We start from the raw sequence: 15,856 nt of genomic DNA, 5'->3' as shown, positions 1-15,856 counted from the left end.
TCGCCGACGCTCCGCGTCGACTCCCTCCTCCGCCTTGCAGCTGCACGCACCAGACCCCGCTCGGCTCGGCCAAGAAGCACCGCACCTCACAGCCGGCCCGATCCGCCGGACAGACCCTAATGCTCGGAGTACTCGACGCCCACGACCCGCCCGTGCGCGTCGAAGGCCTGTGTCCTGTACTCCGGGAACCACTCCTCGTTGCTACGAGAGTTATACGGAAGGAACGTCAGGAAGTATCGATCCCGGCCGACATCGATCGGTCCGACGGTGTTCCTGCCGTGCCAGTCGACCTTGACCGTGACGGCTTCCTTCGGGGCCGGCGGATACACCATGCTGTCGCCACCCCGGCTGCACTGCGACCCACCACCCTCCGTCCGCTTCCCGTCCGGCCCCAGCACCCGCAGGTAGTCGCAGGTGCCGCCCGACGGGTTGGGCGCCTCCCAGTACTGCAGGCGCAGCCCGTCGGGTGTCCGTCCGCCGTCCGCGATGACATCCCTCTGTGTCCGGCGGGACGGCGGGAGTTACACCTGGGTCGGCTCCGGTGCGGAAGGGCTGTCCTCGCGGGCCGGCAGGCTGTCCATGAAGGAGCTGACGGAGAAGACGGCGCGGCCGGGGCCGGGTTCGCCGTATCCGGGCGGGGACTGGAGTCCGAAGTCCTCCATGGTGGCGCGGTAGGCCTCCAGCAGGCGGATGTGGTACTCCAGCGGGGCGCCCTGCGGGTTGGCCTTGCCGAGCGGGGTGGTGGGCTCGGGGCACCAGGTGGTGAAGCGGGGCGTGATGCCCTTCGACATGAAGAAGCGCAGGCCCTCGGTGGTCGACGCGATGGCCTCGTCGACGGTCTTGAAGCCGAACGGCTCCGCCATCTCCACGCCCGCCACGAAGTTGGGGATCACGTTGCGCGCCCCGAAGATCTCCGCGGAGTCGAGGATGCGCTTGTGCCACTCGGCGCGGCCGACGTACCGCTCCTTGCCCGGGCAGTGCAGCTTGAACAGATACTCGTCCCACACCTCGTAGTTGGGGTGGTAGATCTGCACGCCGTAGTCCTTGAAGCGCTGGACGTCGTCCTTCGGCAGCGCCTGGGCGACGACCTTGCCGATCCAGCGGCCCGGGAAGCGCTCCTCGATGGCCTTGGCGTAGTGGCCGTAGAAGTCGGCCTCGTCGCGCCCGGCGACCGTCTTGGTGATCGCGCCGCCGGTGAGCGTGTAGGCGGTGGAGGTCTTCGCGGTGTCGTACCGGTCGATGATCTCCAGCGCCTCCAGCACCTCCTCGACGTCCTTGACGCCCGTGTAGGGCCGCCCGGCCGCCTTGTGCTGGCGCCAGTTGTGGTTGATGTCGCAGTACTGGCACTCCTCCTTGGCGCCGAAGTACTGGCAGACCCGGAAGACGGTGAGGTAGATCAGGTAGCCCCACTGGATGGTCGGGGCCACCTCCATCACGGACTTCCCGTTGGCGAGCTTGTGCTTGTAGTACTCCGGCATCGGCGGCACACCGACATCGGCGATGCGCTTGCCGTCGAGGTAGAGCCCGAGGACGCCGTCGTCGTCGGAGGCCACGCGGTACGGGGACGCCGGGTTCACGCGCACGGACACGACGGTGCGGCGCAGGTCGTACGGGCCGCCGGTGAGGATGATCTCCTCCGGCGGCCGCCGCAGCGCGGCCTCGCCCAGCTCCGGCAGGGTGCCGTGGTCGAAGGAGAAGATGAAGTACGACTTCGGCTTGACGTCACCCGATTCGTTGTCGCTCAGCGCGGAGGGGTCGAAGGCGACACCGCCGCGCAGCAGGTCCTCCTTGAAGACGGCTTCCCGCGGCACATGCGGAAAGCGCTCCATCAGATCCTCGACCAGCGCGGTGCGGCTGCCCATCCCGTATCTCCTCCCGGCTCAGGCGCCCTGCTTAAGGCGTACGACTCTTCACGGTATGCCCCCGCTCGTTCATCCCCCGTGCCGGGTCCCTCCACGGCGTGCGATGTGTCCCGGTACAGGGGTGTTCGACGGCAATACCGGGTCCGGGACCGGGGTACCCCACGTCGACGTCAGCGGCAGCGTTCCCGCCCACAGGCCCAGGTCCGCGTCGGGGCCGTCGCCGTCGTCCGGAGCGCCCGTGCGGATCTTGACCGAGGCCTCCTCCAGGGAGAGGGCGAGGAGGGTGGTGGCGGCGAGTTCCTTGCGGTTCGGGAGGCGGGCGTACGTCCACTGCCCGGGCGTCGCGTGTTCGGTGAGCGTGCGCAGGCCGGCCAGCTTCTCGTCGGGGTCGGTGATCCTGCGCGGCACGCCGTGGATCATCGCGCTGCGGTAGTTCACGCCGTGCTCGAACACCGACCGGGCCAGGACCAGTCCGTCGACGTGGGTGACGGTGACGCAGACCGGCGTGCCGGCGGCGAGGCTGCGGCCGGCGACGGACCCGTGCAGGTAGAGCTGCCGCTCGTCACGGCCGTACACCGTCGGCACGACCAGGGGCCGGCCCTCGACCAGCACGCCCAGGTGGCAGACGAACCCGGCGTCCAGGATCGCGTCCAGGTCGGCCCGGTCGAGGCTGCCCTGCTCGCGCAGCCGGCGGTGGCGGGTCAGGTCGGTCTCGGGGAGACGGGCGGGCAGGACCGCCGGAACGGGCGGCCGGGCGGACGGCGGGTCGGGCGGCGGGCTGGACGTCATGGGCGCAAAGCTAACGAAAACGCACCCAGGATGGATAGAGGGAGGTCAGATCCGTTGCCTTGGACGCCTACGGCAACGGAATCCGTCGTATCGCGGCCCCTGGTACCGGCCGCGCGGGCTCCGGACCCGCGAGGTAGGTTCCCCCTGTGAGGTCGTGGCTCTCGATGCCACGGGGAGGGACAACGGGATGACCGGGACCGTCACCAACTGGGCGGGCAACATCACCTATGCCGCCAAGGAACTGCACCGACCGCACTCGCTCGACGCGCTCACGGCCCTGGTGGCCGACAGCGCGAAGGTGCGGGTGCTGGGCAGCGGGCACTCCTTCAACGAGATCGCCGAGCCGGGTGCCGACGGCGTCCTGCTGTCGACCGCCGGACTGCCCCCGGTGATCGACGTGGACACCACGGCCCGCACGGTACGGGTCTCGGGCGGCGTCCGGTACGCCGAACTCGCCCGGATCGTGCACGCCCACGGCCTCGCCCTGCCCAACATGGCCTCCCTGCCGCACATCTCCGTGGCCGGCTCCGTGGCCACCGGCACCCACGGCTCCGGGGTCGCCAACGGCTCGCTCGCGTCGGTCGTGCGCGAGGTCGAGCTCGTCACCGCGGACGGCTCGACCGTGACGATCGGACGCGGCGACGACCGCTTCGACGGCGCCGTCACCTCGCTGGGCGCGCTGGGCGTGGTCACCACCCTCACCCTCGACCTGGAGCCGAGCTTCGACGTCGAGCAGTACGTCTTCACCGAACTCCCGCTCGCGGGGCTGGACTTCGAGACGGTCGCCGCGACGGCGTACAGCGTGAGTCTGTTCACCGACTGGCGGGCGCCGGGCTTCCGGCAGGTGTGGCTCAAGCGGCGCACCGACCAGCCGCTCGCGGACTTCCCGTGGGCCGCCCCGGCGACCGAGAAGCTGCACCCGGTACCGGGGATGCCGGCCCTCAACTGCACCGAGCAGTTCGGGGTGCCGGGCCCGTGGCACGAGCGACTCCCGCATTTCCGGGCCGAGTTCACCCCGAGCAGCGGCTCCGAGCTGCAGTCCGAGTATCTGTTGCCGCGGCCGTACGCCCTCGACGCCCTGCACGCGCTCGACGCGATCCGGGCGACGGTCGCGCCCCTGCTCCAGGTCTGCGAGGTGCGCACGGTGGCCGCCGACGCGCAGTGGCTGAGCCCGGCGTACGGGCGGGACACGGTGGCCGTGCACTTCACCTGGGTCGACGACACCGAGGCCGTGCTGCCGGTGGTGCGCGCGGTGGAGGTGGCGCTGGACGCCTTCGACGCGCGGCCGCACTGGGGCAAGGTGTTCACGATGGAGGCGCCGGTGCTGCGCGAGCGGTATCCCCGGCTCGGCGACTTCCGGACGGTGGCCCGTACGCTGGACCCCGACGGCAAGTTCGCCAACGCCTTCGTGCGGGACGTCCTGGGCGACTGAGCCGCTGTTGGGACCCGGACTTGCCGAAGGCTTGGGCCGGGACTCCGCGGATCGCTTGGACCGGGACTTTATAAAGCCCCTTTCCTAACCCCTTGTCGAAAGTCCCCGGCAGCCCATAGCCTTGCGCCGCGCCGGTGCCGTCGTGTCCCGGTCCGCAGGAGCGAAGGGACGGGGGACAGACTCGGTGAAGCGCACATCACGTGACATCCGTACGGCCAACCGATACGAGGTGCTGCGCCAGATCATCGCCGCATCCCCCACCTCCCGGCAGGAGCTGGCCGCCGCCACCGGGCTGAGCCTGGCCACGGTCGCCACGCTGGTCGGCGAGCTGCTCGACCTGCGGATGATCACGGAGGTCGGGTTCGAGGACTCGGCGGGCGGCCGGCCCCGCGGCCTGGTCGCCGTCAACGCGTCGGGGGGCGCGCTGATCGGCGTCGACATCGCGGAGACGTACGTCCATGTCGAGCTGTTCGACCTGGCGTTGAACGTGCTGGCCCGCGCCGACGAGGACATGCGCCCCGGCGAGAGCCTGCCCGAGCAGGTGGTCAGCCATGTCGCCGCCGCCGTCGGCTCGGTGGTCGCGCAGGCCGGCATCGAGGGCGCCCGGGTGCTCGGCGTCGGGGTGAGCGTGCCGGGTCAGGTGGACCGTGAGACCGGCTTCTCGGAGTACGCGCCGAACTGGAACTGGCACGACGTGCCCCTGCTCGACCTGCTCACAGAGCACATCGCCTACCCGCTCTACCTGGACAACCCGCTGCGCGCCTCCGCGGTCGCCGAGCTCTGGTTCGGGGCCGCGCGCGGGCGCGGGGACGCCGTGGTGGTCAACCTCGGCACGGGTGTGGGCGCCGGGCTCGTCCTGGGCGGCGCGCTGCACCGGGGCGTGAGCAACAGCGCGGGCGAGTGGGGCCACACCACGATCGTGCTGGACGGCCGGCTGTGCCGCTGCGGCAAGAACGGCTGCGTCGAGGCCTATGTCGGCGCGTCCGGAATCATGCTGAATCTGCGGGAGTTGAGCCCCGACAGCACCCTGCTGCACCCGGAGGACCAGACGGCCACCATCGCCGCGCTGGCCGAGGGGCTGCGCACGCGGGACCCGATCGCGGTGAAGGCGATCCGGGACACCGTCAAGTACCTCGGCGCGGGCGTCGCCGACCTGGTCAACCTGTTCAACCCCGAAGTGGTCGTGCTCAGCAGCTGGGTCGCGGCCGCGCTCGGCGAACCCCTGGTGGCGGAGGTGCGCGAGGCCGTCGCCCGGCACGCGCTGCCGCGCCCGTTCGCCGCCACCGAGATCGTCCTCTCCCCCATCCCCACCGACCCGGTCTGCCTGGGCGCGGCCACGTTCGCGCTCGAAGGGGCCCTGCAGTCGGTGGGACAGAGGACCGGCACCAAACGCACCACTCCCGCAAGGAGCCGTACCGCACCGCCTTCATGACGACGGAAGGGATGCACATGACTCACCCCCACCCGCGCCCCCACCCCAGGAGACCGTTCCTGCTGACGGCGGCGGCCGCACTCGCCGTCGCGGGGCCTCTCATATCGGCCCCGCCCGCCTCGGCCGCCACCGCACCGGCCCAGGTCTCCCCGCACGCGGCCCAGACCATCGACGACATCGGCGCGTCCGGCGCCTGGTGGGTCAACGACCTCCAGCACTTCTCCCCCAAGGTGCAGGCCCGCGTGGCGAAGCTGCTCTTCTCCGAGCAGGGCCTGGACCTGAGTTCGTACCGCTACAACATCGGCGGTGGCGGCGCCGCGGTCACCACCCCGGCCCGCGCCGCCGAGGACTTCCTGAACTCCGACGGCAGTTACGACTGGAGCAAGGACAAGGGCGGCCGTACGTTCCTGAAGTACGCGGCGAAGTACGGCGTCCAGGACCTCATCGGCTTCGTCAACAGCGCGCCGGCCCAGTGGACGACCAACGGGCAGAGCTGCGGCGGGCAGTTGAAGGCCGAGCACGTGCAGGACTTCGCCCAGTACGTGGCCGACGTGACCGCGCACTTCGCAAAGCAGGGCGCGAGGTTCGACTACATCAGCCCCTTCAACGAACCCGACAACGACTTCGGCTCCTGCGGCCAGGAGGGCATGCAGGTCACCGTCGACCAACGCGACGACATCGTGCGGGCGTTGGGCGCCGAGCAGCGGGCCCGGCACCAGCGGACCGGGATCATCGCCGACGAGTCCAGCAGCACCGTCCAGTTCAGCACCGAGGTCCCGCAGTGGATCTCCCAGCCGGACACCGCCCAGTACGTCGACAAGCTGGCCCACCACACGTACAACAACCCGAGCGACGGGCAGTTGGGCAACGTCTACGAGACCGCGAAGTCGGTCGGGAAGACCTCCTGGGCCACCGAGATCTGCTGCTTCGGCAAGGGCACGACCGGCTGGAACCAGGAGTACGACCCGGGCATCGACAACGCCCTGCTGATGTCCCGGATCATCTACAAGGACTTCGCGAGCTCCCACGACTCCGCCTTCCAGTGGTGGGTGGCGCTCGCGAGCGGCTACGGCAGCGACCCGTACACGAGGAACGACGAGGGCTGGAACGACGGCCTGATCTACTACGACCCCGACTACGCGACCGACGGCAACCAGTCGCTGTACTTCACCAAGCGGTACTACGCGCTGGGCCAGTACAGCCGGTTCGTGAAACCCGGCTCGGTCGCGCACAACGTGACCGGCGTGCCGGACGGCGTCGAGGTGTCGACGTACGACCGCGACGGCAAGTGGGTGGTCGTGGTCAACAACCACAACGCCACGGACACACCCCTGAGTCTGCACTTCAACAGCCGCACCCCGGTGCGCACTTCACAGGCCGTGCGGACCTCGGCCACCGAGGACTGGGCCAAGGTGGCGAAGCCGTCGGTGAGTTCGGGCACGGTCTCCGCGACGCTCGCCGGCCGCTCGATCACGACGTACGTCCTCGACCAGAAGGGCCACGGCAGTACGGCGGTCACGGGCGCGCTGATCGGGAAGCAGTCCGGCAAGTGCCTGCTCGCGGACGCCTCCGGGGCCACGATCGGTACCTGCACCGGCGACGCCGGGCAGTCGTGGTCGTACGACGCGAAGGGCCGTCTGAAGGGCGTGAACGGCTATCTGACGGCGGGGAGTTCGGGTGGTCTCACCACGGCCGTCGACGCCACCGGTGACGCCTCTCAGCGCTGGCTGCTGAACGCCAACGGGCAGGTGCTCAGCGAGGCGTCCGGCAAGTGCCTGGACGTCAGCGGGCAGGCGACCGGTGACGGCGGCAAGGTGATTCTGTACAGCTGCAACGGCGGGTCCAACGAGGTCTGGACCAGGAGCGGTTAGCCCCCCGCTCTAGCCCTCCGGCACTTCATATTCCCTGTTCAGAGGGCCGCCGACGTCCTGCGACCCGGCGGCCCTCAACCTCCTCGCCCCACCCCCGCGTTCGGCATCCCGAACCGCGCACAACGCTTCGAACAGACTTCGTCCAACCCCTTGCCGAAGCCTTAGCCGAAGGTTAACGTCCCGCACCGCACCTGATTTCAGCCACCTGGCCGCTGAGCCGTGGAGCCGCAACCGCACTCGACAGACAAGGACGTCAGCATGTCGGCAATGAGCAACAGCAACTGGTCCCGTCGATCAATCTTCCGGGCCGCCGCGGGCATGGCGGCGGCGGGGACGCTGGCCGCGTGCGGGGGCAACAACGGGCGTGGGGGCGGCTCCGGTTCGGGCGAGCAGCTCGTCCAGTACTTCCACGCGTACGGCGAGGCCGGGACCGAGCAGGCCATCAAGCGGTACGCGAAGGCGTACTCCAAGGCGAACGTGACCACGAACTGGATCACCGGCAGCAACTTCGAGGCCAAGCTGTTCTCGTCCCTGCTCACCAAGCAGGCGCCCGACGTCTTCGAGTTCCACCCGCAGCTCCAGCTGGTCAAGAGCGGTCAGGTGGCCGACCTCAGCGACATCATCGATCCGGTCAAGGACGACTTCAACCCGGCCGACATCAAGTCGCACACGGTCGACGGGAAGATCTACGGGGTCCGGATGATCGACGACCCGCAGTTCTTCTACTACCGCAAGTCGATGCTGGAGAAGGCCAAGGTCGAGGTCCCGACCACGCTGGACGAGCTGCTGGAGGCCGCCGCCAAGCTCACCACCGGCAAGGTCAAGGGCGCCTTCCTCGGCAACGACTTCACCGCGATCCAGAACCCGATCATCTGGTCGGCGGGCGCCGACACCCTCGACGACAAGAACGAGATCGCCTACCACACGGACGGCGTCGTCGAGGGCCTCAAGAAGCTCCGCCAGCTGTTCACCAGCGGTCATGTGCTCCTGGACGCCCCGACCGACTTCTGGGACCCGTCCTCGCTCAACCAAGGCCTGTGCGCCATCCAGTGGGGCGGCATGTGGTCCATGCCGGCCATGCAGCAGGCACTCGGCGACGACCTGGGCGTCTTCCCCTTCCCGAGCATCGGCAGCAGCGGCAAGCAGTCGGTCTACAACGGCGGCTGGTCGATGTTCGTCAACGCCAAGGGCGACAACGTCGAGGCGGCCAAGGCCTACGTCAAGTGGCTGTGGATCGACCAGAAGAAGTACCAGGAGGACTGGGCGCTGTCCTACGGCTTCCACATCCCGCCCCGGTCCTCGATAGCCGCCGGCGCCACCAAGCTCAAGTCCGGCCTCCCCGCCGAGGGCGTCAAGCTCTTCACCGACTACGGGCACTTCGACAACATCGGCTTCGACCAGACCATGCTCACCGCGTTCGCCGACGTGATCGCCAACTCCGTCCGCAAGAACGGCAACCCGGAGGCCGCGCTCGACGCCTGCGACAAGAAGGTAAACGTCGAGCTCAAGAAGCTGTTCGGATAGGCCGGCGGACGGAACCCGACATGTCGACCACCACCACGCGCGGGGTCGCCCAGCCCGCCGCGGCCAAGGCCTCCCAGGCCCGGCCGCGGCGCGGCCTGCGGTCCAACGCCACCCTGAACTTCTGGCTCTTCACCGGGCCGTTCCTCATCGGCCTGGTGATCTTCGTCTTCGTCCCCATCGGATGGAGCATCTGGCTCAGCTTCTTCGACGCCCGCTACACCGTCACACCGAGCCACTTCATCGGCTTCGACAACTACAAGCAGATCCTGACCAACAGCAACTTCCCCCAGTCGCTGCTGACGTTCACGGTGTTCGCCGCGTTCATCGTGCCGACCACCTGGGCGCTGTCGCTGGGTCTGGCGCTGCTGGTGAACCGACTGCGGTTCATGCGGGCGTTCTTCCGGTCGGTGTTCTTCCTGCCGACCGCCGTCTCCTACGTCGCCGCCGCGCTGATCTGGAAGATGTCCATCTTCAGCGGCGTCCGCTTCGGCCTGATGAACACCGTCCTCGGCTGGTTCGGCGTCGACAACATCGCCTACCTCGCCAACCCGAGCCCGCCCTGGTACTGGCTGGTCATCGTGACCCTGCGCCTGTGGATCCAGGCCGGCTTCTACATGATCCTGTTCCTGGCGGCCCTGCAGAACATCCCGGCCGAGCTGTACGAGGCCGCCGAGATCGACGGCGCCAAGCCGGGCTGGCAGACCTTCCGGTACATCACGCTGCCCCAGCTCCGCGCCACCTCCACGGCGGTGGTCCTGCTGCTGCTCGTCGCGGCGTACCAGGCGTTCGACGAGTTCTTCAACATCATCGGGACCAAGGCGACCTGGGCGCAGACCCCGCTCATGGAGCTCTACAAGACCGCTCTCGGCACCAGCCAGGACTACGGCGCCGGCAGCGCGGGGGCCGTCATCCTGTCGCTGCTTATCTGCGTCGTCACCCTCGCCCAGGGCCGGATCCTGGGCTTCGGAAGGGGGGAGGAGTCCAAGTGACCACCACCGCACCGCAGGTCGGCAAGGGCCGCAAGAAGCGCGGCGGCATCCTCGGCAACACGGGCCTGTACCTCGCCGTCGGCATCGCCGCCCTGCTCTTCCTCATCCCCTTCTATCTGATCCTCCGCAACGCCCTATCAACGGACCCGGAGATCACCGGCGAGAACTGGAAACTGCTCCCGTCCTTCCAGTGGGGCAACGTCTCCGAGCTGTTCGACGACCAGACCGTCCAGTTCGGCCGCGCCCTGTGGAACTCGACGGTCGTCGCCGTCCTGATGACCGTCGGCACCCTCCTGGTGTGCTCGCTGGCCGGCTACGGCCTGGCCCGCATCCCCTACCGGCACGCCAACAAGGTCTTCTACGCGGTCCTGGCGACCCTGATGGTTCCCACGGCCGTCACCTTCGTGCCGAGCTTCGTTCTCGTCTCGTCCCTCGGCTGGGTCGACACCTACCGGGGCCTCATCATCCCGGGCCTCTTCAGTGGTTTCACCTGCTTCCTGTTCCGGCAGTACTTCCTGGGGTTCCCCAAGGAACTGGAGGAGGCGGCGCGCGTGGACGGGCTCGGCTACTGGGGCGCGTACTGGCGGATCGTCGTACCCAATTCGCTGAACTTCTTCGCGGCGATCGCCACGATCACGTTCATCGGCGGCTGGAACGCCTTCCTCTGGCCGCTGGTCATCGGGCAGGATCCGAGTTCCTGGACCGTGCAGATAGCGCTCTCCTCGTTCATGACCAACCAGACCGTCAACTTCCATCTGATCTTCATGGCCACCGCCGTCTCGATCCTGCCCCTGGTCTTCGTGTTCCTCTTCCTCCAGCGCTGGCTGGTGCAGGGGATCGCGCAGACCGGTATCAAGGGCTGACACACCCGTCCCAAGACCCAAGACCTGGAGTCCGATGTCTTTCCGCACAACAACGGCCGTCGAGTACGTCGAGGACGTGTCGCCCGGCAACGGCGCCCTCCCGCCCCGCGCCTGGTACGCGTCCTCGGACGCCGCGTCCCTCTCCCTGAACGGCGCGTGGAGCCTGCGGGTGTCGGCGACCGCCGACGCCGAGGACGACGCGTTCGCCGAGCCCGGGTTCGACGCCGGGGACTGGGCCGAGGTCCAGGTCCCCGGTCACTGGGTCCTCCAGGGCGACGGCGCGTTCGGCTCGCCCATCTACACCAACCACCTCTACCCCTTCCCGGTCGACCCGCCGCACGTGCCGACGGAGAACCCGACCGGCGACCACCTGCGCGTCTTCGACCTGCCCGCGGACTGGCCGGACCTGTCCGAGGGCGGGGTCGTGCTGCGCTTCGACGGCGTCGAGTCCTGTGCCCGGGTCTGGCTCAACGGCACGGACATCGGCGAGTTCAAGGGCTCCCGGCTGCCGCACGAGTTCGCGGTCGGCCATCTGCTCAGGCCGAGCGGCAACGTGCTCGCCGTCCGCGTGCACCAGTGGTCGGCCGGCTCCTACCTGGAGGACCAGGACCAGTGGTGGCTGCCCGGCATCTTCCGTGACGTGACGCTGCTGCACCGCCCGGCGGGCTCCGTCCTCGACCACTTCGTGCACGCCTCCTACGACCATGTCAGCGGCGAGGGCACCCTGCGCGTCGACTCCGACGTCGACGGACGGGTGTCCGTACCCGGCCTGGACATCGATGTCGCGACGGGGGAGACGGTCACGGTGCCGGTGCGGCCGTGGACCGCCGAGAGCCCGGTGCTGTACGACGGTGAGCTGGTCACCGAGGGCGAGCGGGTGCCGCTGCGCGTCGGTTTCCGTACCGTCGTGCTGGAGGACGGGCTGATCAAGGTCAACGGAACTCCCCTGCTGTTCAAGGGAGTCAACCGGCACGAGTGGCACCCCGAGCAGGGCCGCGCCCTCGACCTGGAGACCATGCGCGCGGACGTGCTGCTGATGAAGCGGCACAACCTCAACGCCGTCCGCACCTCGCACTACCCGCCGCACCCGGCCTTCCTCGACCTGTGCGACGAGTACGGGCTGTGGGTGATCGACGAGTGCGACCTGGAGACCCACGGCTTCGTGGAGCAGGCCTGGCGCGACAACCCCGTCGACGACGACCGCTGGACCCCGGCCCTCCTCGACCGCGCGGCCCGCATGGTCGAGCGGGACAAGAACCACCCCTCGGTCGTCATCTGGTCGCTGGGCAACGAGGCAGGCACCGGTCGTGGACTGACCGCGATGGCCGAGTGGATCCACGACCGTGACCGCTCACGGCTCGTGCACTACGAGGGCGACATCGACTGCCGTGACACCGACATGTACTCGCGGATGTACGCCTTCCACGAGGAAGTCGACCGGATCGGGCGGGAGTTGGACGGGGGTACGCACAAGCGGCGCGGGCTCCCCTTCATCCTCTGCGAGTACGGGCACGCCATGGGCAACGGTCCCGGCGGGATCGCCGACTACCAGCGGCTGTTCGAGGCGCACGAGCGGCTCCAGGGCGGCTTCATCTGGGAGTGGATCGACCACGGCATCAAGGACGAGCGGTACGGCTTCGCCTACGGCGGCGACTTCGGCGAGGAGCTGCACGACGGCAACTTCGTCTGCGACGGTCTCGTCTTCCCGGACCGGCAACCCTCCCCCGGGCTCGTCGAGTTCAAGAAGGTCATCGAGCCGGTCGGCATCGAGGGCGACGGTTCGGACGGCACCGTACGGATCACGAACAAGCAGGACTTCGCCGATCTGTCCGCGTTCGCGTTTGAGTGGTCTTACCAAGTGGACGGCGAAACGGTCGAGTTGGGCAGTCTGTCCGTGCCTGAGCTCGCGGCCGGCGAGTCCGCGGACGTCAAGCTGCCCGGGGCGCCGGACGGCCGGGGCGCCGAGACAGGGTGGACGGTACGGGCGGTGCTCGCCGAGGACACCCTGTGGGCGCCGAAGGGGCACGAGGTGGCGTGGGGCCAAGTGGCCGTCGCCACACGGCCGTTGCCCGCGGTCGCCGCGTCCGACGCGCCTGTCGTCGGGGAACGGCTGATCACCCTCGGCCCGGCCACCTTCGACGCCCGCACCGGCGACCTGCGCACGATCGGCGGGGTGCACGTGACCGGCCTGCGGCTGGACGTGTGGCGGGCCCCGACGGACAACGACGACGGCGCCGAGTGGCAGTCGGACACGCGCTACGGGCTGCTGTGGCGCAAGTTCGGCCTGCACCGCATGCGGCACCGGCTGGACGCGGTGGAGGTCGGCGAGGACGCGCTGACCGTGCGCACCCGGGTCGCGCCGGCTGCCTGGGAGGTGGGCCTGAGCACGGTGTACCGCTGGACCTCGGACGGCGACCGGCTGCGGCTGACGGTGTCCGTGGGGCCCGAGGGCGACTGGACGGTGCCGCTGCCGCGGCTCGGCGTGCGCTTCGGGATCGACGGTTCGGCGGACCGGGTGCGGTGGTTCGGCGGCGGTCCTGGCGAGGGCTACCCGGACACCAAGTCGGCCTCGCGGCTCGCCCGTTGGGACGCGACCGTCGACGAGCTCCAGACGCCGTACGTGCGGCCGCAGGAGAACGGCGCACGGGCCGACGTCCGGTGGGCGGAGATCGGCGGGCTGCGGATCGACGGCGACCCGGAGTTCTCCTTCACCGCCCGGCGCTGGACCACCGAGCAGTTGGCGGCGGCCACCCACCTCCCGGATCTCACGCCCGGTGACACGGTGTGGGTGAACCTCGACCACGGGCTGCACGGCATCGGCTCGCAGTCCTGCGGTCCGGGCCCGCTGCCGCAGTACTACCTGCGTGCGGAGCCCGCCGAGTTCTCCTTCGTGTTCTCGGAACCCAGTTAAGCGACAGGGGCCTCATAGCCCCCGCGGCCGGCCGGCTCTTCACCCGGCCGGCCGCGGCCGCGTCCTGCGTCGGTTTCGTCCTCATCGGCATGTTCCAGTCGCTGTACGGCCCGTCCGTGCCGGGCCTGCGCGCGGAGTTCGGGCTGTCCCCGTCGGCTGCGGGGCTCGGTCTGAGCCTGCACTTCACGGGCGGTGTCGCCGGCGTCCTCGTCTTCAACGCGATCCACTCCCGGATCAGCAACAGAACGCTGCTTTCGGTGAGTTACGTCCTGATGGCGCTGGGCGCGGCGGGTTTCGCGCTCGCCCCGAACTGGCCGCTCGCGCTGGCCGCCGCCTTCCTGGGCGGGCTCGGCTTCGGCGGGATCGACTACGGCCTCAACCTGCTGTTCGCGGCCGGCTTCGGCGACCGCTCCACGGCCATGCTGAACGTCCTGAACGCCCACTTCGGCATCGGGGCGGTGCTCGGTCCGGCGGTGGTGGCGTGGCTGGGTCCTGACGCGTACCCGTACGCCTTCGGGGCGTGTGCGGTGCTGGCGGCGGCGCTGATCGTGCCGGGCTCAAGTGGCGTACGCACGAAGGTGGTCGACGGGACAGCGCCGGCCGCCGGGACGGCATCCGGTCCCGGTCCCGGCCTCGGTCTCTCCCGTGTCCTCGTCGGTTTTCTCGCCCTCTACATCCTCAATGTGGCTGTGGAGCTGGGTGTCGGCGGCTGGGAACCCACCCATCTGGAGACCGTCGGCCACAGCGCGACGGCGGCCGCCTCGGCGACCTCCGTGTACTGGCTGATGATGACGGTGGGCCGCTTCCTCGTCGTACCGCTCGCCCTCAAGTACTCCCCCGAGCGCATCCTGACGATCTGCGCGACCGGCATGACGGTGTGCCTGCTCCTGGCGCTGATAAAAGGAGTGGCGCCCGTGGCGTACGCGGGTGTTGGGTTGTTCATCGCGCCGGTCTTCCCGACCGGCCTGCCCTGGCTGAACAGGGCGCTTCCCCAGGCGAAGCGTGCCGGTGCCTGGGTCATCGCCGCGTCGATGATCGGCGGAGTGGCAGCGCCGCCACTGCTGGGCGTGGGCATCGAGGCCTGGGGCATCCACGCGGTCCCCTGGCTGCTTGCCGCGCTCTCCGCCGCTTCGCTAGCGGCCACCGTCTGGCTGATCCAGCTCACCCGGAGGTTCGTCGAGTGATCGGCAGCATCGAGGTCCGCGGGCTGTCCCGCACCTTCCACACCACCGTCCGCCGCCCGGGTTTCACGGGCGCGCTCCGCTCCCTGGTCGATCCGGAGCGGGCCGTCAAACACGCCGTCTCCGACATCACCTTCGACGTGGCCCAGGGCGAACTCCTCGCCCTGCTGGGCCCGAACGGCGCCGGCAAGTCCACCGCCATCAAGATGCTCACCGGCATCCTCACGCCCACCTCCGGCGAGGCCCGGGTCGCGGGTGTGGTGCCCTACCAGGAACGGGAACGCAACGCCCGTAACATCGGCGCGGTGTTCGGGCAGCGCACTCAGCTGTGGTGGGACCTGCCGGTGCGGGAGTCGTTCGCGATCCTGCGGGACATCTACGAGGTGCCCAGGGCCGAACACGCGGCCCGGCTGCGGGAGTTCGACGACATCCTCGAACTGTCCGCCTTCTGGGACACCCGCGTCCGCCATCTCTCCCTCGGCCAACGGGTGCGCTGCGACCTGGCCGCCGCGCTGCTGCACGACCCGATGGTCGTCTTCCTCGACGAGCCGACCATCGGCATGGACGTGGTGGTGAAGGAGCAGGTGCGGGAGTTCCTGCGGCACCAGGTGGAGGAGCGCGGGCGTACGGTCCTGCTCACCACGCACGACATGACGGAGGTCGAGCGGCTGGCCGAGCGGGTGGTGCTGATCAACCACGGGCGGCTGGTGCTCGACGGCACGCTCGACGAGATCCGCCAGCGGTTCGGCTCGACGTGGCAGGTGCGGGCGACGCTGGCCGACCCGCACACACCGGTCGGCCCGCTCCCCGGCATCGCGCTGGTGCGCCGGGACGGCCCGCAGGTGGTCTTCGGCCCCGACGGGCCGGCCGCGCCGACGGTCCACACGGCGCTGAAGCTGGTCATCGAGCGGTACGAGGTGACCGGCGTCGCCGTCGACGAGGCGGACCTGGAGGACGTGATGCGGGCGGCGTACGTGCAGGCCCGGGCCGAGGCGGTCTGAC

General features: G+C 69.6%; 12 protein-coding genes. 9 read left to right on the top strand and 3 right to left on the bottom strand.

Annotated elements, in window-relative coordinates; genetic code table 11:
* Window positions 1–116: 116 nt before the first annotated feature.
* The 3 genes from ACWD5F_RS11005 to ACWD5F_RS10995 all read right to left on the bottom strand — a co-directional run bounded on the left by ACWD5F_RS11005 (window position 117) and on the right by ACWD5F_RS10995 (window position 2,651).
* Window positions 117–332: a hypothetical protein gene (locus ACWD5F_RS11005; protein WP_451253149.1), complete on the bottom strand. Its 216-nt coding sequence runs from the start codon at window positions 330–332 to the stop codon at window positions 117–119.
* A 189-nt stretch (window positions 333–521) separates the two neighbouring features.
* On the bottom strand, window positions 522–1,862 hold the full coding sequence (locus ACWD5F_RS11000; protein ID WP_401717520.1) for a radical SAM protein: 1,341 nt from the start codon (window positions 1,860–1,862) through the stop codon (window positions 522–524).
* Between the two features lie 69 nt (window positions 1,863–1,931).
* The gene (locus tag ACWD5F_RS10995) at window positions 1,932–2,651 is read right to left on the bottom strand and encodes a pyridoxamine 5'-phosphate oxidase family protein (RefSeq protein ID WP_451253147.1); all 720 of its coding nucleotides are present in this window, start codon (window positions 2,649–2,651) and stop codon (window positions 1,932–1,934) included.
* Between the two features lie 187 nt (window positions 2,652–2,838).
* On the opposite strand from ACWD5F_RS10995, the gene ACWD5F_RS10990 reads away from it, so the two are divergent.
* The 9 genes from ACWD5F_RS10990 (at window position 2,839) to ACWD5F_RS10950 (ending at window position 15,855) form a co-directional block, all read left to right on the top strand.
* The gene (locus ACWD5F_RS10990; RefSeq protein WP_451253145.1) at window positions 2,839–4,083 is read left to right on the top strand and encodes an FAD-binding protein; all 1,245 of its coding nucleotides are present in this window, start codon (window positions 2,839–2,841) and stop codon (window positions 4,081–4,083) included.
* A 184-nt stretch (window positions 4,084–4,267) separates the two neighbouring features.
* Window positions 4,268–5,515 carry an ROK family transcriptional regulator gene (locus tag ACWD5F_RS10985; protein WP_451253143.1) on the top strand — a complete coding sequence of 416 codons (1,248 nt, stop codon included), beginning with the start codon at window positions 4,268–4,270 and terminating at the stop codon, window positions 5,513–5,515.
* 11 nt (window positions 5,516–5,526) lie between these two features.
* Window positions 5,527–7,386 carry a glycoside hydrolase gene (locus ACWD5F_RS10980; RefSeq protein WP_451253202.1) on the top strand — a complete coding sequence of 620 codons (1,860 nt, stop codon included), beginning with the start codon at window positions 5,527–5,529 and terminating at the stop codon, window positions 7,384–7,386.
* A gap of 258 nt (window positions 7,387–7,644) precedes the next feature.
* A complete protein-coding gene (locus ACWD5F_RS10975) occupies window positions 7,645–8,910 on the top strand; it encodes an ABC transporter substrate-binding protein (RefSeq protein ID WP_451253141.1) in 1,266 nt (421 codons plus the stop codon).
* Window positions 8,911–8,930: 20 nt separating this feature from the next.
* The gene (locus ACWD5F_RS10970; RefSeq protein WP_451253139.1) at window positions 8,931–9,899 is read left to right on the top strand and encodes a carbohydrate ABC transporter permease; all 969 of its coding nucleotides are present in this window, start codon (window positions 8,931–8,933) and stop codon (window positions 9,897–9,899) included.
* A complete protein-coding gene (locus ACWD5F_RS10965; RefSeq protein WP_401717501.1) occupies window positions 9,896–10,762 on the top strand; it encodes a carbohydrate ABC transporter permease in 867 nt (288 codons plus the stop codon). The genes ACWD5F_RS10970 and ACWD5F_RS10965 overlap by 4 nt, the downstream gene beginning before the upstream one ends.
* A gap of 34 nt (window positions 10,763–10,796) precedes the next feature.
* Window positions 10,797–13,673: a glycoside hydrolase family 2 TIM barrel-domain containing protein gene (locus ACWD5F_RS10960; protein WP_451253137.1), complete on the top strand. Its 2,877-nt coding sequence runs from the start codon at window positions 10,797–10,799 to the stop codon at window positions 13,671–13,673.
* A gap of 14 nt (window positions 13,674–13,687) precedes the next feature.
* Entirely contained in the window at window positions 13,688–14,857 is a 1,170-nt protein-coding gene (locus ACWD5F_RS10955; RefSeq protein WP_451253200.1) for an MFS transporter, read from the top strand.
* A complete protein-coding gene (locus tag ACWD5F_RS10950) occupies window positions 14,854–15,855 on the top strand; it encodes an ABC transporter ATP-binding protein (RefSeq protein ID WP_401717492.1) in 1,002 nt (333 codons plus the stop codon). The genes ACWD5F_RS10955 and ACWD5F_RS10950 overlap by 4 nt, the downstream gene beginning before the upstream one ends.
* Window position 15,856: the final 1 nt, after the last annotated feature.

This window comes from Streptomyces sp. NPDC002499, from assembly GCF_053595415.1.
This window is presented reverse-complemented; position numbering and strand designations above follow the sequence as displayed.

Bases quoted from the DNA above. Each gene is read 5' to 3' on its own strand.
- ACWD5F_RS10990 (WP_451253145.1), top strand. From the start codon at position 2,839: ATGACCGGGACCGTCACCAACTGGGCGGGCAACATCACCTATGCCGCC.
- ACWD5F_RS11000 (WP_401717520.1), bottom strand. From the start codon at position 1,862: ATGGGCAGCCGCACCGCGCTGGTCGAGGATCTGATGGAGCGCTTTCCG.
- ACWD5F_RS10975 (WP_451253141.1), top strand. From the start codon at position 7,645: ATGTCGGCAATGAGCAACAGCAACTGGTCCCGTCGATCAATCTTCCGG.
- ACWD5F_RS10970 (WP_451253139.1), top strand. From the start codon at position 8,931: ATGTCGACCACCACCACGCGCGGGGTCGCCCAGCCCGCCGCGGCCAAG.
- ACWD5F_RS10995 (WP_451253147.1), bottom strand. From the start codon at position 2,651: ATGACGTCCAGCCCGCCGCCCGACCCGCCGTCCGCCCGGCCGCCCGTT.
- ACWD5F_RS10960 (WP_451253137.1), top strand. From the start codon at position 10,797: ATGTCTTTCCGCACAACAACGGCCGTCGAGTACGTCGAGGACGTGTCG.
- ACWD5F_RS10980 (WP_451253202.1), top strand. From the start codon at position 5,527: ATGCACATGACTCACCCCCACCCGCGCCCCCACCCCAGGAGACCGTTC.
- ACWD5F_RS11005 (WP_451253149.1), bottom strand. From the start codon at position 332: ATGGTGTATCCGCCGGCCCCGAAGGAAGCCGTCACGGTCAAGGTCGAC.